This window comes from Aliiroseovarius sp. M344, assembly GCF_025140835.1.
Lineage (GTDB): Bacteria > Pseudomonadota > Alphaproteobacteria > Rhodobacterales > Rhodobacteraceae > Aliiroseovarius.
This window is the reverse complement of sequence record NZ_CP081153.1, coordinates 3074401-3095113: the sequence shown is the minus strand read 5'-3', so window position 1 is coordinate 3095113 and position 20713 is coordinate 3074401. Positions and strand designations below refer to the sequence as shown.

The window sequence follows — 20713 nt, the reverse complement described above, 5'->3', positions numbered from 1 at the left end:
AGATGTCACGCGTGAGATAAGCTTGGAAATGATCTTGGTCGCGGCCAGCACAGCCCCTGCAGTTCGGGGTGCTGGTTCTTTTACGTACCTTCGGTCACCTTTTCTGGCTCCGGCGAATTCAGCGTTGACCACGTGTCGTCGCGGGGTGGCGGCGGCGGTGTTTCACACGTGCGAAGGTGGATGTTCACTTTGGCGATGAAGTTTGCAGAGATCGGTGCTGTTACAAACAGAAACGCCATGGTCAGTAATTCGTGGAGCGAGGTATCACCTAACACAAACGAATGGATAAGCGATGCCATCAGCAACATGCCAATGCCAACAGTCCCAACTTTTGTCGGAGCATGAAGGCGCGTCATTGGGTCGTTGAATTTTAGCAGCCCAATGACACCCACCGCGACAAAACCCGACCCAATCAACAGGCAGAGCGCCGTGGCAAAATTTCCGATTATTTCTGGCGTCATTCGATGATGTCCCCCCGCAGAATGAATCGCGCCAAAGCGACGGTAGAGACAAACCCCAGCATGGCGATCAACAGCGATACCTCGAAATAGATCTGCACGCCCTGATGAATGCCCAACACGATGACCAATCCCAGCGCATTAATGACCATTGTATCAAGCGCCAATATCCGGTCTCCGGGAGTTGGCCCCAACACCAGCCGAACCATTGACAGAATTTGACCGAGTGCCAGTGTTACAAACGCTATGGCCAGCGCAATGTTCAGAAAACTTAAAGCGGCTGTCATGAAAAAATCTCCTTCAAGCGGCGTTCATAGCGGGTTTTGATTTCATCGCGCACGGCGTCGGGGTCGTCCGTATGCAAAACATGGACTAAAAGGCTGTGCCCTTCGTCAGACAAGTCGGCAGAGACAGTGCCGGGTGTTAGCGTGATGGTTCCGGCAAGTATCGTGATAGCCTCGGGTTGCAGCAGGTCCAGCGGGACAACTATCCAAGCGGGTCTGAGCTTCGCGTTCGGAACTGTCAGGACGATCCAGGCAACCTGCACATTGGCAACGACAATATCCCAGATCACGATGAAGCCATAGATGATCATTTTGCTCAAACGAAAGCTTTTCGGCGTGTCCGGCCACCAAACCGACGTACCCCATGGGATGATAATCCCAAGGATAAAGCCGAAGACGACCATCCCGGCAGAAACCTCGTTCTGCAGTAGTGTCCAGACCACCGTTAACAGAAGCGTAAGAAATGGGTGTGGTATCAGCCATAGGAATGCGCGCATCATGTCAGTGATCCTCCTTTGGCTTGCTGAGTTTGCCGGGTGTGTTGATCACAGTGGATATATAGGGCTCTGGCGCGAACAGTTGGCTTGCCATGGTCGTCGCATAGCTGTGCATTTGCCCGGCAAAGATGGTGTATGCGGCCAGAAGCGCGATCAACCCACCTACAGCAACATACGCCAGCGGTGTTGGGGCCTGTGCCTCAAAGGCCTCGGTCGTTTCACCGGTCGTCTCATCGCTATGGGCTTTCCAAAACAAAATGCTGCCCGCGCGGGCAAACCCCAGAATGCTGATCAGGCTGGCGCCGAGCACAATTACCCAGATCCAGACAACAAGGTCCGTCCCATAGGCGGCGTCCAGCACAAGGAGCTTGCCAAGGAAACCCGACAAGGGTGGCAAGCCTGCCATGGCAATGGCGCCTGCAAAAAACATTCCCGCGGTCAAAGCATTGCCTGCGACAGGTGGCTGTGGTGTCAGGTCCAGGTTCGCCCGGCCTGTGCGCACCAGATCAGCGATCAAGAACAAAGCGGCCCCAGCAAGTGTCGAGTGCACGATGTAGTAAAGCGCAGCGGCAATCCCTGCCGCACTGAACAGCGAAATGGACACCATCACCATTCCCATCGAGCCGATCACGGAAAAGGCAATCAGGCGATCCAGCTGCTTTGCGGCCAACACGCCAATCATCCCGATGGCCAGAGACACCAGTGCCGCAGGCAGTAGCCAAAGATCATGCAGGCCCATCGTCACGTCGAGGTCCGGCGGGAAGATCAGGGTATAGACGCGGATGATTGCGTAAGCCCCGACTTTTGTCATGATGGCAAACAAGGCTGCGACCGGCGCGGGCGCTTCGGCGTAGCTTGACGGCAGCCAGAAATGTAGTGGAACAACCGCCGCCTTGATCGCGAAGACCAGAAGCAAAAGAACTGCGGCGATACGAATGCCCACCGTTTCTTCAGGCCCGATCAGTGCGACGCGTTGGGCCAGATCCGCCATATTCAGCGTGCCAGTCTCGGCATAGATTGACCCCAGCGCAAAAAGGAAAAGCGTAGAGCCGATGAGATTGAAAAGCACATATTGCAGGCCTGCCTGAAGCCGGGCATTACCACCCGCGTGGATCATCAACCCATAAGATGCGATCAGCAGCACTTCGAAAAAGACGAACAAGTTGAACAGATCACCGGTCAGAAATGCGCCCATGATCCCCATCAGCTGGAATTGGAACAGGGCGTGGAAATGCCGACCGCGGTCGTCCCAGCCAGAGCCTATGGCGTAAAGCAACACAAACAGCGCCAGAACCGCCGTCAGCAAAATCATCATTGTCGACAATCTGTCGCCCACAAGAACAATACCGAAAGGCGCCGCCCAATCGCTGAGCTGGTAAAGAATTATGGTGCCGTCGGATGCAGTCCAAGCCAGCCCGGCCGAAATGCCAATCAATGCCACCACACCGACAACGGAATAGACACGTTGAATGCCGATGTGAAAACGCGCGGCCAGGACGATAAACGGGGCAAGCAACGCGGGCAGAATGACCGGTGCAATAATCCAATGGGTCATGCTGTGCCCTCCCCTTCGTCTTTGGGGGTGTCGGGCTGGTCATCCACATGGTCATCGTTCGACCCTAGAAACGCCCCAAGGCCGATCATCACCACAACAGCGGTCATGCCGAACGAGATCACGATGGCCGTCAATACCAAAGCCTGTGGCAGCGGATCGGTGTAGGTTGTCATGCCATCGCGCAGAACTGGCGGCGCGCCGACGGTCAGTCGCCCAGAGGCAAACAGAAATACATTCACAGCATAAGTCAGCAGTGAAATGCCCAAGATCACCGGGAAAGACCGTAGTCGCAGGACAAGGTACAACCCGCCGGCGGTCAGGATACCGATGGAAGAGGCGACGAGAAACTCCATGTTACACCCCCTCCTTTGTGGCTAAATCTTGGACCGGTGGCGGATCATCGCGGGACGGGTCGATATCCATCGGGTATTCGCTGTCGGACATGTGCGCGCGGCGCGCCAGACGCGAGAAGCTTTCCAGCGACAGCATCACGGCGCCGACAACAGCAAGGAACACGCCCACATCGAAAAGCGCGGCGGTGGCCAACTCGAACTTCTCGAAAGGCGGGATGCGGACATAGGTGAAATCAGATGTCAGGAAGGGTTTGCTTACGAACCACGATCCGATGCCGGTGAATCCAGCGACCAGAACTCCGGCACCGATGACCCCGTGATACGGGTATTTCAGGCGGGTCGAGGTCCACGAAAACCCACTGGCCATATACTGCATCACCACGGCGATCGAAACGACAAGGCCGGCGATAAACCCACCGCCAGGTTCGTTGTGGCCGCGCAGGAAGATGTAAAACCCGACCATCAACACAACCGGCATAATGACCCGGGTCAACACAACCATCATCATCGGGTGCATGTCGCCTGCCCGCGGTTGATCTGGCGTGCGGTTCAAAAGCCGCGCACGCACCGGCCCGCCCAACAGGGTCTCGGTCAGCGCATAGATCAGCAGGGCTGCGATCCCCAGCACGATGATCTCGCCATAAGTGTCAAAACCACGGAAATCGACAAGAATAACGTTCACCACGTTGGTGCCGCCACCACCTTTATAGGAATTGGCGAGGTGGAACTCTGAGATCGGCGTGCTGGCCGGATCACGCAACATATAGTGGAAGGACAGCGCGAAAGTTGCCAGCCCGCCCAATACGGCCACGCCGGCATCCCGCACCCGGCGCAATACCGAGCTTTCCACTGGCGTGCGGTTCGGCAAAAAGTTGAGCGCCAGCAACATCAGGATGATCGTCACCACTTCGACGGTGAATTGCGTCATCGCCAGATCTGGCGCGCTAAAGAAGGCAAACCCGATCGAGACCATCAGGCCGATAATGCCGATCAGGATCAGTGACATGAAGCGGTTGCGATGCAAGAACACCATCCCGCATGTCGCCGCGACCAACATCAACCAACCTGCAATAGACACCGGACCTGCCGCCTGCATCGTTCGCGTCGGCGCGCCAACCGTACCAGTGGTCCAAGCGTGCAGGCCCGCGGCAATAATTGCGAGGGTGCCAATCACCGCGTAACGGGTGAACGCGCCATTGTGCAACGGCAAGATCAGCCTTTGGGCCAAGCGGGCGGTTGCTTCGACAATGGCCTCGAATATCACCTTGGCTTCGGGTCGTGGTGTGGTCTCCCAAAGGTGAAGCGCGGGTTTGTACACAGCTAACATCAGCAAACCGCCGACCACCGCTGCGATGGACATGAACAGTGCCGGAACCAGACCGTGCCATATTTTGAAATGGGCGGTCGGAACTTCGGCTCCAACACCCAGCACCGCGGCCGTGACGAGTTTAACAAATGGTTCTGCGAGGAACGGCGCGACGCCGATTACAACCACCAACACGACCAGCGTCGCAGGCGGGAACCACAGACCGACGCCCGGGTCGTGCGGCTTTGCCGGATAGTCGTCACGGACCGGCCCAAGGAACACATGCCCGATGAGGCGAAAACAATACGCAGCCGAAAACAGCGAACCGAAAACCGCCAATGCTGGCATCAACCAAGACGAGCCGAACAGTGTGGTGTGCGCGGCTTCTTCCAGCATCATCTCTTTGGACAGGAAGCCGTTCAGCAAGGGTATTCCTGCCATGGACAAGGCTGCCAGCGTCGCGATTACAAATGTCACGGGCATAAGTTTGCGAAGCCCGCCCAGCTGACGAATATCGCGTGTGTGTGCCTCGTGATCGATAATCCCGGCAGACATAAAAAGTGCTGCCTTGAACGTGGCGTGGTTCAGGATGTGGAACACTGCAGCCATCGCCCCAAAGGCTGTGCCCGTGCCAAGAAGCATGGTGATCAGACCCAGATGGCTGACAGTGGAAAATGCCAAAAGCGCCTTAAGGTCATGCTTGAACAGCGCAATCACGGCGCCAAGCACCATTGTCACCAATCCGGCGGTGGTCACGATCATGAACCATTCAGGGGTGCCAGACAGGACGGGCCACATGCGCGCCATAAGGAAAATGCCGGCCTTAACCATCGTGGCAGAGTGCAGATAGGCGGAAACTGGCGTGGGCGCGGCCATCGCGTGCGGCAACCAAAAATGAAACGGAAACTGCGCAGATTTTGTGAAGCAGCCCAAGAGGATCAGGATAAGGGCTGGTACGTATAACGGATCGGCTTGAATGAGATCGCGGTTCTGCAGAATGACGCTCAGATCATAGCTGCCGACAATCTGACCCAGGATCAGCATTCCACCGATCATCGCCAATCCACCCATGCCGGTTACCAACAAGGCCATCCGCGCACCCTGCCGACCTTCGGGTAGGTGCTTCCAATACCCGATTAGCAAAAAGGAGGATAGTGATGTGAGCTCCCAGAAGATCAGCAAAAGCAGTATGTTATCGCTCAGCACAATGCCGACCATCGCGCCCTGAAACAACAGAAGATAGGTGAAAAACTCGCCCATATGGTCAGAGCGGCTTAGATAGTGCCGCGCATAGGCGATGATCAACAAGCCAATGCCAAGGATCAAAAGGGCAAAGAAAAAGCCCAGCGCGTCAAGCATGAGTGTGAAATTCAAGCCAAGCGAAGGCATCCAATCGACCCGCGCTGTCACAACCTCGCCCGCCATCACGGCTGGAAGATTGGTCAACAACCCAACGAAAGCGGCCAGCGAGACCATAAATGTGACACCGGCACACGCAGAGCGGCCCGCGGCATTCATAAGGCCGGGAAGCAACGCGCCAAGAAACGGAAAGGCAACAATGATAAAGAGTGACACGCGATCTCCGAATCCAAAGGGTTTGCTAACCTACATTGAACCGCATTGGGTTCGCAAAAGGCAATAGGATGTCACATTTTTAGCCAAGTGATCACCAGCGGCCTAGCAGTTCGCTCGGGAAGTCAATTGGGCTCGCTTGCCCGATAAGTGACCCCCGCTGGCGCTCGTTTGGCAATTTGAATGAGAATTATCGGTTCCGTGGACCTTCAGCGTTCAGCGCTTGCCCAACAATGGAATTGATTTTTCCCGCGCGATAAGAAATTGTAAAATTCTGGAAAGTTTTGTGAGGGTTTGAAGAATGAGCAACCGGAAGATCCGCAATATGGAAGAGTTTGCGGCGATCAGCGGTATCTCGCGACCGACAGTATCGAAGTATTTCAATGACCCTGACAGCGTACGCCAATCGACCCGTGAAAAGATCGAGACAGCGCTGAAAGAACATGACTACCGCCCCAACATCTTTGCGATGAACCAAAACCGGAAACTGACCAAGAATTTGGGTATTGTCGTGCCGTATCTGGCCGACCCGTTTTTTGCGGAAATCGCACGCCGCATTGAATCATTGGTAATCGAGGCTGGGTTTCGCCCGATCCTATTAAGTTCACACGGTGACCAAAAGCTTGAGGTTGAAAATCTGGATTCTTTGCGGTCCATCAAACCCGCTGGTGTTCTGTTGGCACCTTTGGGCAGGGCTTCAGACAAGGCTGCGATCAAACGTTTTTGCGATGACGTGCCGACGGTGAATTTTGACGCAAATATTGATGGCGCTGGCGAGGCCTTTGTCGGACACAATAACGCGCAGGCCACAGAAACAATGCTGGAATACCTAACTCGAACGGGCGAGCCGCCTGCATTCTTCGAAATGAAGACCCCCCCAAACCCAAATGCCAACAAACGCCGTATAGCATATATCGAAACGATGGAGCGTATGGGACACACGCCGCATATCATTCAAGCCGAAGGCGAAGGCTGGGAAATTGAAGAGATCGGCTATCGCGAAGGAAAGCGTGCGCTTTCTGCACGTGATCTTCCTTCGCGGACGGTGTTTTGTAGTAACGACCGGCTTGCCATTGGGTTTCTGGCGGCGGCGTATGAATCAGGCCTGCGCGTTGGCTTGGGCGAGGATTGCGCGTTGCGTGTGGCTGGCCATGATAACCATCCTTTTTCCCGCTTTACCTGCCCAACCCTGACGACGGTTTCTCACAACTACACCGCCATCGCGGCCAGGAGTGTCGAGACGATTATGTCCCTGATCGAATCTGGAGTCCGTGCGCCGGAACGCAAATCGACCCTGTTTGATGGCGAATTGATCATGCGAGCCTCAGCCTAAGTTATTGAATTTTCGCGATACCATTTATAATTTTACGCGCGTTAAGTTGAAGATTGACGAAGCGGAAGTCTGACCCGTATGGTCATGAAGTAACTTTCATTCCTTGGGAGGATAAGAATGAAACTCGCAAATGTACTTCGTGCGGCAACAGCGATGTCGGTCATTTCGACCGGCGCTTCGTTTGCTGACACACTAACCATCGCGACCGTGAACAACGGCGACATGATCCGGATGCAGGGCTATACTGACGACTTCACGGCCAAAACCGGGCACGACGTCGAGTGGGTGACGCTGGAAGAAAACGTTCTGCGTCAGCGCGTGACCACAGATATCACCACGAAAGGTGGTGCCTTCGATATCATGACCATCGGTATGTACGAGACGCCGATCTGGGGGGCCAACGGGTGGCTTGTTCCGCTTGATGACTTGTCAGCCGAGTATGATGTCGATGACATCCTGCCCGCGATGCGTGCCGGTCTAAGCAATGACGGAACGCTTTATGCTGCGCCGTTCTATGGCGATAGCTCGATGATCATGTATCGCACGGACTTGATGGAAGCGGCGGGCATGGAAATGCCAGATGCGCCGACGTGGCAGTTCATTCGTGAAGCCGCGGCTGCGATGACCGATCGGGACAACGAGGTCAACGGCATCTGTCTGCGCGGTAAAGCAGGCTGGGGTGAAGGCGGCGCGTTCATCACAGTTACGGGCAACTCGTTCGGCGCACGCTGGTTTGATGAAGACTGGAACGCCCAGTTCGATCAGCCGGAATGGGCCGAGGCGCTCAACTTCTATGTCGGTATGATGGAAGAATCGGGCCCTCCGGGCTATGCGACCAACGGCTTTAACGAAAACCTGTCGCTGTTCCAGCAAGGTAAATGCGGTATGTGGATCGACGCGACTGTCGCCGCATCGTTCGTCACCAACCCGGCCGATTCAACTGTTGCTGACAAGGTCGGTTTCGCACTGGCACCCAACAGCGAAGGCGTTGAAAAGCGTGCAAATTGGTTGTGGGCTTGGGCCTTGGCCGTTCCGGCAGGCACGCAAAAGGCCGATGCTGCCAAGCAGTTCATCGAATGGGCAACCTCGAAAGACTATATCGAGCTGGTCGCTGCCAAAGAGGGATGGGCCAACGTTCCTCCGGGCGCACGGACATCGCTGTATGAGAACCCCAACTATCAAGATGTTCCGTTTGCAAAGATGACGCTGGATTCAATCCTTGCCTCTGATCCGACGAACCCGACCGTCAAGCCGGTGCCTTATGTTGGCATCCAGTTTGTCGCGATCCCTGAATTTGCGGGTATTGCAACTGAAGTGAGCCAAGAGTTCTCGGCGGCCTATGCAGGTCAGCAAAGCGTCGAAGAGGCTTTGGCAAAAGCTCAGGCGATCACAAATGACGCCATGGAGGCGGCGGGCTACCGCTAAGCCTGTCTGGCAAAAACACCGAGGGGCGGCGGAATAATCCGCCCCTCGACCCACCGAACAATCCTCAATAGCTTTACCTCGTTTCAGGCGGCATGGTCCGTCAACGAAGGAGATGTGTCATGGCTACCCAGCACTCTAGATCAGCCGCCAGATTGATGATGGCCCCTGCAGTAATCCTGCTTCTCGGATGGATGCTGGTTCCGTTGATCATGACGCTGTTCTTTTCATTCAAGAAATACCTGCCGCTGCGTGGCGACTCGATGGCCAACGGGTTGGACTGGGTTGGCTTCGACAACTACGTGCGGTTCGTCAGCTCCAGTTCCTTCTGGCCCAGCGTCCAAGCCACGTTGATCATTGTTGGTGGCGTCCTTGCCATCACTATCGTTCTGGGCGTGCTGCTGGCGATCCTTTTAGATCAACCCATGTGGGGACAGGGCATCGTGCGCATTCTTGTCATCGCCCCGTTCTTTGTCATGCCAACTGTGTCGGCGCTTGTTTGGAAGAACATGTTCATGGATCCGGTGAATGGCCTTCTTGCGCATCTTTGGAAAGCCTTCGGCGCTGAACCCATCCAATGGCTAAGCCAAGCGTCACTGCCATCCTTGATCCTGATTGTGTCGTGGCAATGGTTGCCCTTTGCGACACTCATCTTGCTGACGGCCATTCAGTCGCTGGACAGCGAACAGTTAGAGGCCGCCGAAATGGATGGCGCACCGGTTCTGAAACGCTTCTGGTTCATCGTCTTGCCGCATCTGTCACGCGCGATCACCATCGTGATTTTGATACAGACCATCTTTCTTCTGGCGATTTTCGCTGAGATTTTCGTGACTACGGGCGGGGCGTTCGGCACCAAGACGCTGTCCTATCTGATCTTCCAGCGCGTGTTGGAAAGCCAGAACGTCGGGCTTGGGTCCGCCGGTGGTGTCTACGCAATCATTCTGGCCAACATCGTTGCCATCTTCCTGATGCGCATCGTTGGCAAAAATCTGGACGCATAGGAGGGATACGACATGGCACGCGCAGCAACGTCACAACGCAAAGCTCTGAACACGGCCCTTGCATGGGCTGTAGGACTGCTGATCTTCTTCCCGATCCTGTGGACGATCCTGACCAGCTTCAAAACCGAGGCGCAGGCGATTTCCAGCCCGCCGGTTTTCCTGAACTTTGACTGGACGCTGGAAAACTATGCGGTGGTTCAGGAGCGGTCGAACTACATGCGGTTCTTGTGGAATTCGGTAATCATCGCCGGTGGGTCGACCATCCTGGGTACGATCATCGCCATTCCCGCGGCATGGTCCATGGCCTTTGTGCCATCCAAACGCACTAAGGACATTCTGTTGTGGATGCTGTCCACCAAGATGCTGCCTGCGGTTGGGGTTCTGTATCCGATCTATCTTCTGTTCATCAAAATGGGCCTTTTGGATAACCGCGCCGGACTGGTCATCGTCTTAATGTTGATCAATTTGCCGATCATTGTCTGGATGCTTTACACATATTTCCGCGAAATCCCGGGCGAAATTCTGGAAGCCGCGCGCATGGATGGCGCCACCCTAAAAGAAGAGATCCTGTATGTCCTGACGCCCATGGCCATTCCGGGCATCGCGTCAACGCTTCTTCTGAACTTCATCCTGGCCTGGAACGAGGCGTTCTGGACGCTCAACCTGACAGCGGCAAAGGCAGCACCTCTGACAGCATTCATTGCAAGCTACTCCAGCCCGGAAGGTTTATTTTATGCGAAACTCAGCGCGGCCTCGACCATGGCCATCGCGCCAATCCTGATCCTTGGCTGGTTCAGCCAGAAACAACTTGTCCGCGGCTTGACCTTCGGCGCAGTGAAATAAGGAAAGATCATGGGACGTATTGTACTCGATCAAGTATCCAAAAGCTTCGGCGAAGTGGAAGTCATTCCGCCGCTAGACCTGACCATCGAAGATGGTGAATTCACGGTCTTTGTCGGACCCTCGGGCTGCGGAAAATCCACGCTTCTGCGATTGATTGCCGGGCTTGAGGACACAACAAGCGGGCATATCCGCATCGACCGCGAAGACGCCACCAACGTGCCACCTGCCAAGCGTGGGCTGGCAATGGTGTTCCAGTCCTACGCGCTGTATCCGCACATGTCGGTGCGCAAGAACATCGCGTTTCCCCTGCGTATGGCAAAGCTTGACCAGACCGAGATCGACAAGCGGGTCGAAGGTGCTGCCGACGTGCTGAACCTGACCGATTATCTTGATCGCCGCCCCGGACAATTGTCGGGTGGGCAACGTCAACGCGTTGCCATTGGGCGGGCCATTGTGCGCGAGCCGGCAGCCTTCTTGTTTGACGAACCGCTGTCGAACCTTGATGCGGCCTTGCGTGTTGGGATGCGTCTGGAAATCTCGGAGCTTCATAAGCGGCTGCAGACCACGATGGTTTATGTCACCCATGATCAGGTCGAGGCCATGACTATGGCGGACAAGATCGTCGTGCTTCATGCGGGTGTCATCGAACAGGTCGGATCGCCGCTCGAACTTTACCGCGCACCTCGCAACACCTTTGTCGCGGGTTTCATCGGGTCGCCCAAGATGAACCTTCTGGATGGACCAGAAGCGTCAAAGCATAATGCGCACACGATCGGAACGCGCCCGGAACACATCTCGATTTCTGAGACAGAAGGCGATTGGGCGGGCACCGTTGGTGTGTCGGAACATCTCGGTTCGGATACGTTCTTGCACGTGAAATGCGATGCCTTCCCCGAGCCACTGACAGTGCGCGCGGGCGGGGAACTGCAGCTGTCCTATGGCGCGCGGGTCTACCTGACGCCCGACCCGGCACATTTGCATCGTTTCGATGATAAGGGGTTGCGTTTGGAATGAAACGGCTTGGCGGTAAAACGGCCCTTATCACGGGTGCAGCGCGTGGCATCGGCTTCGAGTTTGCAAGGGCTTATGTCGCTGAAGGCGCACAGGTTGCTATTGCCGATATCGATATGGCCCGCGCCCAAGCTGCCGCCGATGAGCTGGGCGGCTCCGCGATTGCTGTCAAAATGGACGTGACCCAACAAGACAGCATCGATGCTGGTGTTGCAGCTGTCATAGAACAGCTGGGCGGGATCGACATCCTGATCAACAACGCCGCTATTTTTTCCGCGGCCCCTATAACCGAGATCGCGCGCAAGGATTTCGACGCAGTTTTTTCAATCAACGTCTCTGGTGTGTTGTTCACCATGCAGGCGGTGGCACAGCACATGATTGCGCGCGGGCAGGGCGGCAAGATCATCAACATGGCCAGTCAGGCAGGGCGACGTGGCGAGGCTTTGGTCGCGGTTTACTGTGCGTCGAAGGCGGCCGTGATTAGCCTGACCCAGTCGGCGGGGTTGAACCTAATTCAGCACGGTATCAACGTGAATGCCATTGCCCCCGGCGTGGTGGATGGCGAGCACTGGGACGGTGTCGATGCGTTCTTCGCGAAGTACGAAAGCAAACCCTTGGGTCAGAAAAAGAAAGAGGTGGGCGAAGCTGTCCCCTTTGGCCGCATGGGAGTTGCCGCGGATTTGACCGGCATGGCGGTGTTTCTGGCCACGAAAGAAGCCGATTATGTCGTGGCTCAGACCTTTGGCGTTGATGGCGGAAACTGGATGAGCTGATGACCGATCCCACCTTTAAACCAGCCATAGTGCCACTGAGAACCGACACGCTTGCAGACTTGCCCTCTGCTGTGTCGTGCCCGACCTATGATCGGGCCGCGCTGACGCCGGGGATCGTTCATATTGGTTTGGGCAATTTCCACCGCGCGCACCAAGCTTGGTATCTGCACCGACTGATGCAAACCGGTGCTGCGCTGGATTGGGCAATCGTCGGCGCAGGAGTTCGTGCCTATGACGAAAATCAGCGCCTGAAACTTGCTGAGCAAGATTACCTCACGACATTGGTCGAACTGGACCCTGCAGGAACCTCGGCCGAGGTGATCGGTTCGATGATCGATTACGTCCCAGTGCAGCCGGGCAACCGTCCGTTGATCGAACGTATGGCGCAGGCAGATATCCGGATTGTGGCGCTGACGGTGACCGAGGGTGGGTATTACATCGATCCAACCACCAAAGGCTTTGACACAAATCACCCCGACATACGGCATGACGCCGCCAACCCGGACGGCCCGACAACAGCGTTTGGTGCGATGGTCGCGGCGTTGAAGCTCAGGCGCGATAATGGGGTGGGATCGTTCACGGGCCTCAGCTGCGACAACCTTCAGGGCAATGGCGCGATCCTGCGGCAGACTGTTGTTTCACTGGCGCGCCTTTCTGATCCGGCTCTGGCCGATTGGATTGAACACACCTGCAGCTTCCCGAGCTCGATGGTGGATTGCATTGTCCCTGCCACCGGACCGAAAGAAGTCGAACTGGCCAGATCGCTTGGCATTGATGACGCAGCTCCGGTCACGCATGAGAACTATCGCCAATGGGTGCTGGAAGACGATTTCTGCGCAGGTCGCCCTGATTGGGACAATGTTGGCGCGACATTCACCGACAACGTCCATGACTTTGAGGCAATGAAACTCCGCATCCTGAATGGCGGCCACCAAATCATCGCCAATCCGGGCGAAGTTTTGGCAGTCGCCACGATTGCCGATTGTATGGCGCACGAAAAAATCCGGGCACTTTTCAACCGGATTGCGCTTGATGAGATCGTGCCGCATGTGAAGCCCGTCACCGGCACGACGCCTGAGGCCTATGTTGATCTGATCGCGCGCAGGTTCGCGAACCCGCGGATCATCGACACCACGCGCCGGGTCGCTTTCGACGGATCGTCGCGGCACCCGGGGTTTGTGATCCCGACCATTCGCGATGGGATCGAGGCGGGAACACCCATCGACGGGCTGGCGCTGGCCGAAGCGGCGTGGGCGCGCATGTGCGAAGGCACACGGGAAGACGGTAGCCAAATCGAGCAGAACGACCCCTTCTGGCTGAACCTTCAAACAACCGCCAAAGCGGCCAAATCAGACCCTCTGGTTTGGCTGGAGCAACGTCAGTTTTACGGTGGCTTGGCCGATCACCCCGGTTTTTCTGCGGCATTCTCGAAGTGGCTGCGCCTCATATGGTCAGACGGTATGGAAACTGCCATCGACGTCTATCTGGAAGGCTGATCAAATGGTATTCCTAGGCATCGACTTAGGTACCTCTGGGCTGCGCGCGTTACTTGTCGATGCGGATGGGTCGCCTATCGGGTCTGTGGAACGGGGTTACAAAACCAGCCAATTGCGCGCGGGGTGGTCAGAGCAGCATCCACATGGCTGGACCCAAGCTCTGACCGCGGCGGTGCAAGAATTGCGCGCAACCTATCCCGCGTTTTCAGATGTTAAAGGGATCGGTGTATCAGGTCATATGCACGGGGCGGTTTTGCTGGATGCCACGGCTGCGCCAATCCGCCCTTGCATCATGTGGAACGATACCCGGAGCAGCGATGAAGCTGCGCGTCTTGACGCCATACCAGAATCGCGTGCCATTTCAGGCAACATCATTTTTCCCGGTTTCACCGCGCCAAAACTTGAATGGGTTCGCCGTCACGAACCAGAAAACCACGCCCGTATTTCGAAGGTATTGCTGCCAGCCGGGTATCTGAATTGGTATCTGACTGGCGACTTTGTTTCGGATGTGTCGGATAGCGCAGGTACCGGATGGCTGGATGTCAGCGCACGCCGCTGGTCTGACACATTACTCGAAACCGGTCATATGAGCATCGACCAGATGCCAAGGTTGGTGGAAGGGTGCGACGCCGCCGGACACCTTCGCAGCGAACTGCTGTCCGACTGGGGCCTGTCTGGTCCGGTCACCGTGGCAGGCGGTGCGGGCGACAACGCCGCTGCGGCGTGCGGCATTGGGGCATTGTCCGAAGGGCAGGGATTTGTGTCCCTTGGTACGTCCGGAGTTTTGCTGCTGGCCCGGGACGACTGCAATCCCGCACCAGACACTGCATTACATACGTTTTGCCACGCGGTTCCACATCGCTGGTACCAGATGGGCGTGATGCTGTCGGCAACGAATTCTTTGAACTGGTTATCGCGCATTTGCGGACACACACCTGCCGCATTGACGGCCGCGCTTGGAGGCAGCCTCCAGCCCCCTGGCTCAGTGCAGTTTTTACCGTATCTTTCAGGAGAACGCACGCCCCATAATGACGCACAAGTTCGAGGTGCATTTATCGGTCTGGACACCCAAACATCGCTCGCTGATCTAACCCGCGCGGTTCTGGAAGGCGTCGCTTTTGCCCTGCGCGATAGTGCTGAGGCGATGAAAACCACAGGGGCTCAGATTGAAGCCCCGGCTGTTATCGGGGGTGGCACCGCGTCGCGGTATTGGGTTGAGATGATCGCGACGGTTCTGGGGACGACAGTCTCATTGCCCAAAGGTGGTGAATTCGGTGCAGCCCTTGGCGCAGCACGGCTGGCGATGGTCGCGGCGACCGGCGCGGTGCCGGAGGCGGTGATGCGCCCTCCAGAGCACAGCGAGATCATTCCCCCGCAGACCAATCTGGTCGCTGCGTTTGATGGCGCTTATGATCGGTTTAAAACTGCTTTCCCTGCGATAAGGTCAGCACAATGAGACAGACGATAAAACGAAAAGGTAGATGCAGATGATCCTGTGCTGCGGCGAGGCTTTGATCGACATGATCCCCGAACCAACCCAGTCAGGCCAAGACGGCTTTGTCCCCCATTGCGGGGGCGCGGTGTTCAACACCTCGATTGCGCTTGGGCGCCTTGGGGTGCGAACCGGTATGCTGACGGGGCTTTCAGACGATATGTTTGGTCGCCAATTGACCGATGCGCTGGTTAGCAGCCACGTTGATACACGCCTTATTGTGACAAGCAATCGACCAACGACACTTGCCTTTTTGAAGCTGGTTAACGGACATGCCAGCTATACATTCTATGATGAGAACTCAGCCGGGCGGATGCTTGAACCAGAAGATATGCCCACGCTGCCCGCTGATGTATCCGCCTTGTATTTCGGCGGGATCAGCCTTGCCTGTGAACCGGGCGCCGATGCCTATCTTTCGCTTGTGAAACGCGATGGCTCTGAGCGGGCCGTTATCCTTGATCCGAACATCCGCGCGGGGTTCATTTCTGACGAGGCACGGTATCGTGCCCGGCTTGAGGAAATGATTTCTCGGACCGATATCCTTAAAGTATCGGATGAGGATCTGAACTGGATTCACCAAGCGCCAGTGTCGCTTGCGCAAAAGGCCAAAGCGCTTCTGGACAAAGGTCCGACGCTTGTCATCGTTACCCGTGGTGGTGAAGGGGCAACTGGCTATTTGAAGGGCAGCGAGAAAATCGACGTCCCTGCAGAACGTGTCCAGATCGTTGATACAGTCGGCGCTGGCGACACCTTTAACGCGGGCGTCATAGCTAAGCTGTCTGCGCGAGGACTGTTAACCAAAGATCAACTCGCATCACTAAGCCCCAAGGATGTGCAGGAGGCTCTCTCCTTCGGTGCCAAGGTCGCTGCAGTGACCGTTTCACGCGCAGGAGCCAACCCACCTTGGGCTGACGAGCTGTGAGCAAGGCGATGAACAAGTTGACCACCACAGATGCGCTTGTTCGTGAGGTTAGAAAGCGCGCGATTGAACATGAGCGCATTCTTGTCGCCGTTGCTGGCCCGCCGGGGTCGGGAAAATCTACCCTTGCGGAAAACCTGGCAGAGCGGCTTGGCCCGTCAGCGGCTGTCCTGCCAATGGATGGATTTCATCTGGACAATCCCACGCTCCGGCAGATGGACCTATTCGACCGCAAGGGCGCGCCAGAAACATTTGATGCAAGCGGCTTTGTTGCCCTTGTGCGTGCATTGCGGAGCAATAAGGACCTATTTTACCCCACCTTTGATCGCGAAGCCGACAGCACAGTTCCGCGTGGCGGCCAAATCGGCAAGCAGACAAATGTCGTTGTGGTCGAAGGCAACTATCTGTTGCTCGACAACCCGCCATGGTCAGAGCTAGCAGATCTTTTCGACCTCACAGTCTCCATCGACGTCGACCGGGATGTATTGGAAACCCGTCTGATCAAACGCTGGCTCGACCACGGTCTGTCTGAAGCCGACGCCGAAGCACGTGCGCTGGGCAATGACATGCGTAACGTTGAGTTTGTTATGAATAACTCGCGCGCATCCGACTTTGTGATCCAACCCAAAGATGTGTGAAACCAAGGCGTCAAGCCATGCTTGTTCGGGTTTCCCGGCACCGGGCAGCTTTTCATCACAAACGGATTTAAGAAGGACAACAGGAGCAACCCCGCCAAAAGGTTTCTAGCTGCAATGTGGACGGCGACAAGCGGCGGTTTACTCTGCAACAAATGCCAGACAACGCTTAGCCCTAGTGATAGATTTCTCAACTCGCGGGGATGGCAGGCAGGCGGTACGCCGGTTTTTTTCTTTTTAACAACCTGCGAACTGCCGGCTCCATTGCACAATATAGGATATTGCGAAAATTAGATTGCTCTGCCAGAAGCACCTACTAGAAGTAGATTAACGCATTTGATTGGGGACGCCGATGTCAAAACTTGGAACAAAAATTTTTGATGAGCATCACGGCTCCACTATCGAAGAGTGGCAAGGAGCAATGCTGCGAGCGGCCGAGAGCTCTGACCCGAGTTTCCCAAATTTTCGACACTTGGCACGATTGGGCAGCCTAAATCTGGCCACCGGGATTGAGGAAGCATTCAAGCTCTATAAGATCGCCCGGCCTCACCTCGACAATTGTGTCGGGCCGCAAAAAAACTACCTCGATTTCGGATGCGGTGTGGGAAGAATTTTCAAAACTTTTATGCGAGATTTCCCAGCTCAGAATATGACAGGGGCGGATGTGACTGAGGAGTTCATAGACTTCTGTAAAGAAGACTTTGCATCAGAATTCAATTTCACTCACATTCCAATGAGACCCAAAACTCAGATACCATCCAATTCCGTCGACGTAATTACAGCCTATTCTGTGTTCTCGCACTTTAGTGCAATACAAGCGACGCGCTGGTTAGATGAATTTGACAGAATTTGTCGTTCGGGAGCGACAATAATCCTTACCACCTACGGCCGTGGGCATTTGGATTATGTTGCTGACACGGATCCCAGCGAACTACCGCCAAACAAAATCACCCAACAAAAAGATATTAACGATGCCGGCGGAAAATCTGAGTTTTTACGAATGTTTGAACTAGGAGAGATGCTTTTCTACGCAAGGAACCCGGCCTTCGGGTTTTACGATTACGGCCATGCCTATGTGGGTGAAGAATTTGTCCGTCGGATCTGGGGCAAGAACTTCGAAGTTGTAGAAGTCGTCGACGACTATGACAAGTTGGAACAGATGGCAGTGGTGCTTCGAAAGCGATAGATCGTACACAAGCGACCATGTTTATGTGCGCGCAATTGACTGCATCTCTGGGGTTTCCACGGAAGGGGATACCTTGGTGATCGGCGCTGCAACCACCCACGCAGAAGTGGCAGGAAATGCGATGTGCAGCGCCTGTACCCGACGATTGCCTTTCTTGCAGACGGAATCGGTGATCCGGTAGTTCGTTATTCTGGCACCATCGGTGGATCCATCGCCAACAATGACCCGGCAGCAGACTATCCAGCTGGGCTTTGGCGTTGGACGCGACCATTGTGGCCAACAAGCGAGAGATCGCTTCGGACGATTGCTTCGACGGCCTGTTTGCCACAGCGCTTGATGATGACGACATTATCACATCAGTACGTGTTAACGCACCAAAACGTACGGCCTACGTCAAATTCCGCTGGCCAGCATCTCTTTTTGCTCTGGTGGGCGTGTGTGTCGCTGATGGCGCGTGTGGCACACGTGTTGTCGTAACAGGCGCAGGCGAAGGCGGAGTTTTCAACATGCCGAGCTAGAAGCCGCGCTTTCGGCTGACTGGGCTGCAGCGGTAGCAGACAGCGTAAGTGTTGATGGCGACGGGCAGATGTCTGACACGCATGGAAGCGCTGAATACCGTGCAAATCTGATCAAGCTTCTTACCAAGCGCGCTGTTGACGCCAGTTGATTGATCAACGCCTCCTCCACCGCCTTTTATTGATGGTTCGGTGGAGGGAGTGACTCCAATGAGCGTTCGAGTACTAGAGTTACTGTCATTTGGTTATTTTTTTGAACAGTAGCTGTGTGTCGCGACGTGTTTCGATGCAGGCAATCAACATCTGCGTCGAACAGCGTGATGCAGAGGTGCCGTTTTCCGAACCCGTATATAAAGCGACAAAGCCATCTTTGAACTCATACAATCTTTGACAGTTTAAAGATGCCAAGCGCAAATGCAGATTGTTCATACGGCGGCCAGGTTTGAACTAGGCAAAAAACTGATTCTCATGTACTAATTCTCTAGTTGTCAAAGACGGAGAGAAGCCGTGGCGCGCCGACGCAGCGAATTGCTTACAGATGTAGAGCTTGAATTCATGATCGCCCTTTGGAGCATCGGCTCCGGGTCGGTCCGTGATATTATGAGCACCCTACAAGGCGGCACGAAACGGGCTTACACCTCGGTGGCGACCATCATGAAAATTCTGGATGACAAAGGGTATGTGACATCCGAGCGGCAGGCCAGAAGCCTGGTGTATGTGCCCGCCATCCAGAAGGATGAATACGAGGGGCGGTCCCTCAAAAATTTGTCAGATTCATTGTTTGGAGGAACACCGACAGCGCTTGTGGCGCGCCTGGTGGATAACGAGGATCTGACGGACGAAATGATCCGGGAAATAAAAGAGATCATTGATACAAGGATCAGAAAGGATGACGATTGATCAAATCGTAGGGGGGGTGATCTGGATCCAATCCATGATTATTCTGGCCGCTTTGGTCTTTGCCGCATTTGAAGCGGCTTTTGCGCTGTGTGGCCATCGGCGATGTTACCTGACGCGTCGCCGGTTGGGGGTGACTGCATGTGTCAGTCTGGCGGTCTTGCCCTTTGTTCAACCCTATTTGCACTCCGCGCCCTTCGCCAGTTCGGTCAATGCGACCGATGCGATCGTGGCGCAGTATCTGAAAGGCAACCTGTCCGTGACGGCCAGCGACATGAGCTGGTTCTTGACGCTGAAAACGCAGATCATTGATCATGTGACCTCGGGTGGGTCGATGGTGTTCAAAGTGGTCGTGGCGGCATTTCTGACCGCGCTGCTGGCGCGCGCCTTTTATCTGGGCGTCAATGTGGTGCGCATCCGTCGTGCCATTCGCTCTGGTCAGGTGATGCGTCAAAGTCGTCGGGTGCGCGTCGTGCTTAGTCCCACCATCACCGTACCTTTTTCAACACGCGGACTGTGGTTTTATTACGTCGTCTTGCCCGAAAACCTGTGTCAGGACCGCGACGCCATGCAAATGTCAATCGGTCACGAGATGCAGCATATTCGCCAAGGCGACGTGGATGCCGAGGTTGCCTTGTCGTTGATCTCGCCGCTTGTGGTGCTGAACCCTGGGTTTTGGTTTCTGTCCAGCCGCCTGCGCAGGCTGGGCGAACTGGCTTGTGATCGGGCCTATCTGGCGCGGCGTCGGTTCGACGCCCACGGGTATTCGACCCGTCTTCTGAGCATCGCGCGCCGCAATCGGCACGCACGCGGACAACCGCGCGCGTTTGGTGTGCCGTTGGTCGGGCGCACGATCCCGCTGATCGGGCGCCGGTCTATGTTGAAAGATCGCATTCTTGAGATTGCCCATGATCAGGCAAACCCCACGCGAGAGCGTCGTTTCGTCGGGGTGGTCATGTCCGTAGTCATGACAACCTGCGTGCTGGTTGGCGCGACATCGCTGGCGCAACCCACCGGCTGGAGCCACGATCGGATCATGCTGTCGACGGTTGCCAATCTTGAGCGGCTCAATCAGCTGAACACCATGGCGCAGCGCACCTGGTGACGCCGCGCCTTAGGTGACAAATAGAAAACGGCCCGGATCACCGGGCCGTTTTTTTGTTGC

At 55.6% G+C, this 20713-nt stretch carries 20 protein-coding genes and 1 pseudogene; 15 read left to right on the top strand and 6 right to left on the bottom strand.

Translation table 11 applies throughout. The annotated features are described in order from the left end of the window. Positions 1-80: 80 nt before the first annotated feature. The 6 genes from K3556_RS15175 to K3556_RS15150 are packed head-to-tail and all read right to left on the bottom strand — an operon-like array spanning position 81 to position 6028. On the bottom strand, positions 81-461 hold the full coding sequence (locus tag K3556_RS15175) for a cation:proton antiporter (RefSeq protein ID WP_260517591.1): 381 nt from the start codon (positions 459-461) through the stop codon (positions 81-83). Further along, complete coding sequence (locus K3556_RS15170) at positions 458-745, bottom strand: K+/H+ antiporter subunit F (protein ID WP_312847269.1); 288 nt, start codon at positions 743-745, stop codon at positions 458-460. The genes K3556_RS15175 and K3556_RS15170 overlap by 4 nt, the downstream gene beginning before the upstream one ends. Continuing rightward, positions 742-1242: a Na+/H+ antiporter subunit E gene (locus K3556_RS15165; protein WP_260517590.1), complete on the bottom strand. Its 501-nt coding sequence runs from the start codon at positions 1240-1242 to the stop codon at positions 742-744. The genes K3556_RS15170 and K3556_RS15165 overlap by 4 nt, the downstream gene beginning before the upstream one ends. A gap of 1 nt (position 1243) precedes the next feature. Beyond that, on the bottom strand, positions 1244-2794 hold the full coding sequence (locus tag K3556_RS15160) for a monovalent cation/H+ antiporter subunit D (protein WP_260517589.1): 1551 nt from the start codon (positions 2792-2794) through the stop codon (positions 1244-1246). Continuing rightward, positions 2791-3147, bottom strand: coding sequence for a Na+/H+ antiporter subunit C (locus K3556_RS15155; protein WP_260517588.1), 357 nt, complete (start codon positions 3145-3147; stop codon positions 2791-2793). The genes K3556_RS15160 and K3556_RS15155 overlap by 4 nt, the downstream gene beginning before the upstream one ends. 1 nt (position 3148) lies before the next feature. After that, on the bottom strand, positions 3149-6028 hold the full coding sequence (locus tag K3556_RS15150; protein WP_260517587.1) for a monovalent cation/H+ antiporter subunit A: 2880 nt from the start codon (positions 6026-6028) through the stop codon (positions 3149-3151). Between the two features lie 298 nt (positions 6029-6326). Between K3556_RS15150 and K3556_RS15145 the strand changes: the two genes are divergently transcribed. From K3556_RS15145 to K3556_RS15080, 15 genes and pseudogenes are all read left to right on the top strand, one after another. Continuing rightward, entirely contained in the window at positions 6327-7358 is a 1032-nt protein-coding gene (locus K3556_RS15145; RefSeq protein WP_260517586.1) for a LacI family DNA-binding transcriptional regulator, read from the top strand. A 117-nt stretch (positions 7359-7475) separates the two neighbouring features. Further along, entirely contained in the window at positions 7476-8783 is a 1308-nt protein-coding gene (locus tag K3556_RS15140; RefSeq protein WP_260517585.1) for an ABC transporter substrate-binding protein, read from the top strand. 119 nt (positions 8784-8902) lie between these two features. After that, positions 8903-9781 (top strand): carbohydrate ABC transporter permease, encoded by an 879-nt coding sequence (locus tag K3556_RS15135; RefSeq protein ID WP_260517584.1) that lies wholly within the window; start codon positions 8903-8905, stop codon positions 9779-9781. A gap of 12 nt (positions 9782-9793) precedes the next feature. Beyond that, on the top strand, positions 9794-10624 hold the full coding sequence (locus K3556_RS15130) for a carbohydrate ABC transporter permease (protein WP_260517583.1): 831 nt from the start codon (positions 9794-9796) through the stop codon (positions 10622-10624). A 9-nt stretch (positions 10625-10633) separates the two neighbouring features. Then, positions 10634-11638 (top strand): ABC transporter ATP-binding protein, encoded by a 1005-nt coding sequence (locus K3556_RS15125; RefSeq protein ID WP_260517582.1) that lies wholly within the window; start codon positions 10634-10636, stop codon positions 11636-11638. Continuing rightward, on the top strand, positions 11635-12408 hold the full coding sequence (locus tag K3556_RS15120; protein ID WP_260517581.1) for an L-iditol 2-dehydrogenase: 774 nt from the start codon (positions 11635-11637) through the stop codon (positions 12406-12408). Before K3556_RS15125 ends, K3556_RS15120 begins: the two co-directional genes overlap by 4 nt. After that, complete coding sequence (locus K3556_RS15115; RefSeq protein ID WP_260517580.1) at positions 12408-13904, top strand: mannitol dehydrogenase family protein; 1497 nt, start codon at positions 12408-12410, stop codon at positions 13902-13904. Before K3556_RS15120 ends, K3556_RS15115 begins: the two co-directional genes overlap by 1 nt. A 4-nt stretch (positions 13905-13908) precedes the next feature. Beyond that, complete coding sequence (gene xylB, locus K3556_RS15110; RefSeq protein WP_260517579.1) at positions 13909-15360, top strand: xylulokinase; 1452 nt, start codon at positions 13909-13911, stop codon at positions 15358-15360. A gap of 31 nt (positions 15361-15391) precedes the next feature. Beyond that, positions 15392-16318: a carbohydrate kinase gene (locus tag K3556_RS15105; RefSeq protein ID WP_260519269.1), complete on the top strand. Its 927-nt coding sequence runs from the start codon at positions 15392-15394 to the stop codon at positions 16316-16318. An 8-nt stretch (positions 16319-16326) separates the two neighbouring features. Further along, a complete protein-coding gene (locus K3556_RS15100) occupies positions 16327-16953 on the top strand; it encodes an AAA family ATPase (protein WP_260517578.1) in 627 nt (208 codons plus the stop codon). 349 nt (positions 16954-17302) lie between these two features. Beyond that, positions 17303-18136 (top strand): class I SAM-dependent methyltransferase, encoded by an 834-nt coding sequence (locus K3556_RS15095; RefSeq protein WP_260517577.1) that lies wholly within the window; start codon positions 17303-17305, stop codon positions 18134-18136. 123 nt (positions 18137-18259) lie between these two features. Continuing rightward, positions 18260-18328: pseudogene (locus K3556_RS16465) on the top strand (hypothetical protein); the annotation flags it as partial. A gap of 80 nt (positions 18329-18408) precedes the next feature. Continuing rightward, on the top strand, positions 18409-18654 hold the full coding sequence (locus tag K3556_RS15090; protein WP_260517576.1) for a hypothetical protein: 246 nt from the start codon (positions 18409-18411) through the stop codon (positions 18652-18654). A gap of 504 nt (positions 18655-19158) precedes the next feature. Further along, on the top strand, positions 19159-19551 hold the full coding sequence (locus K3556_RS15085; protein ID WP_260517575.1) for a BlaI/MecI/CopY family transcriptional regulator: 393 nt from the start codon (positions 19159-19161) through the stop codon (positions 19549-19551). Continuing rightward, positions 19541-20653 (top strand): M56 family metallopeptidase, encoded by a 1113-nt coding sequence (locus tag K3556_RS15080; protein WP_260517574.1) that lies wholly within the window; start codon positions 19541-19543, stop codon positions 20651-20653. The genes K3556_RS15085 and K3556_RS15080 overlap by 11 nt, the downstream gene beginning before the upstream one ends. The last annotated feature ends 60 nt before the right edge of the window (positions 20654-20713 follow it).

Coding starts and splice junctions, on each gene's coding strand:
- K3556_RS15155 (WP_260517588.1), bottom strand. CDS start 3,147: ATGGAGTTTCTCGTCGCCTCTTCCATCGGTATCCTGACCGCCGGCGGG.
- K3556_RS15095 (WP_260517577.1), top strand. CDS start 17,303: ATGTCAAAACTTGGAACAAAAATTTTTGATGAGCATCACGGCTCCACT.
- K3556_RS15105 (WP_260519269.1), top strand. CDS start 15,392: ATGATCCTGTGCTGCGGCGAGGCTTTGATCGACATGATCCCCGAACCA.
- K3556_RS15160 (WP_260517589.1), bottom strand. CDS start 2,794: ATGACCCATTGGATTATTGCACCGGTCATTCTGCCCGCGTTGCTTGCC.
- K3556_RS15175 (WP_260517591.1), bottom strand. CDS start 461: ATGACGCCAGAAATAATCGGAAATTTTGCCACGGCGCTCTGCCTGTTG.
- K3556_RS15145 (WP_260517586.1), top strand. CDS start 6,327: ATGAGCAACCGGAAGATCCGCAATATGGAAGAGTTTGCGGCGATCAGC.
- K3556_RS15170 (WP_312847269.1), bottom strand. CDS start 745: ATGACAGCCGCTTTAAGTTTTCTGAACATTGCGCTGGCCATAGCGTTT.
- K3556_RS15120 (WP_260517581.1), top strand. CDS start 11,635: ATGAAACGGCTTGGCGGTAAAACGGCCCTTATCACGGGTGCAGCGCGT.
- xylB (WP_260517579.1), top strand. CDS start 13,909: ATGGTATTCCTAGGCATCGACTTAGGTACCTCTGGGCTGCGCGCGTTA.
- K3556_RS15135 (WP_260517584.1), top strand. CDS start 8,903: ATGGCTACCCAGCACTCTAGATCAGCCGCCAGATTGATGATGGCCCCT.
- K3556_RS15100 (WP_260517578.1), top strand. CDS start 16,327: ATGAACAAGTTGACCACCACAGATGCGCTTGTTCGTGAGGTTAGAAAG.
- K3556_RS15165 (WP_260517590.1), bottom strand. CDS start 1,242: ATGATGCGCGCATTCCTATGGCTGATACCACACCCATTTCTTACGCTT.
- K3556_RS15080 (WP_260517574.1), top strand. CDS start 19,541: ATGACGATTGATCAAATCGTAGGGGGGGTGATCTGGATCCAATCCATG.
- K3556_RS15125 (WP_260517582.1), top strand. CDS start 10,634: ATGGGACGTATTGTACTCGATCAAGTATCCAAAAGCTTCGGCGAAGTG.
- K3556_RS15130 (WP_260517583.1), top strand. CDS start 9,794: ATGGCACGCGCAGCAACGTCACAACGCAAAGCTCTGAACACGGCCCTT.
- K3556_RS15115 (WP_260517580.1), top strand. CDS start 12,408: ATGACCGATCCCACCTTTAAACCAGCCATAGTGCCACTGAGAACCGAC.
- K3556_RS15140 (WP_260517585.1), top strand. CDS start 7,476: ATGAAACTCGCAAATGTACTTCGTGCGGCAACAGCGATGTCGGTCATT.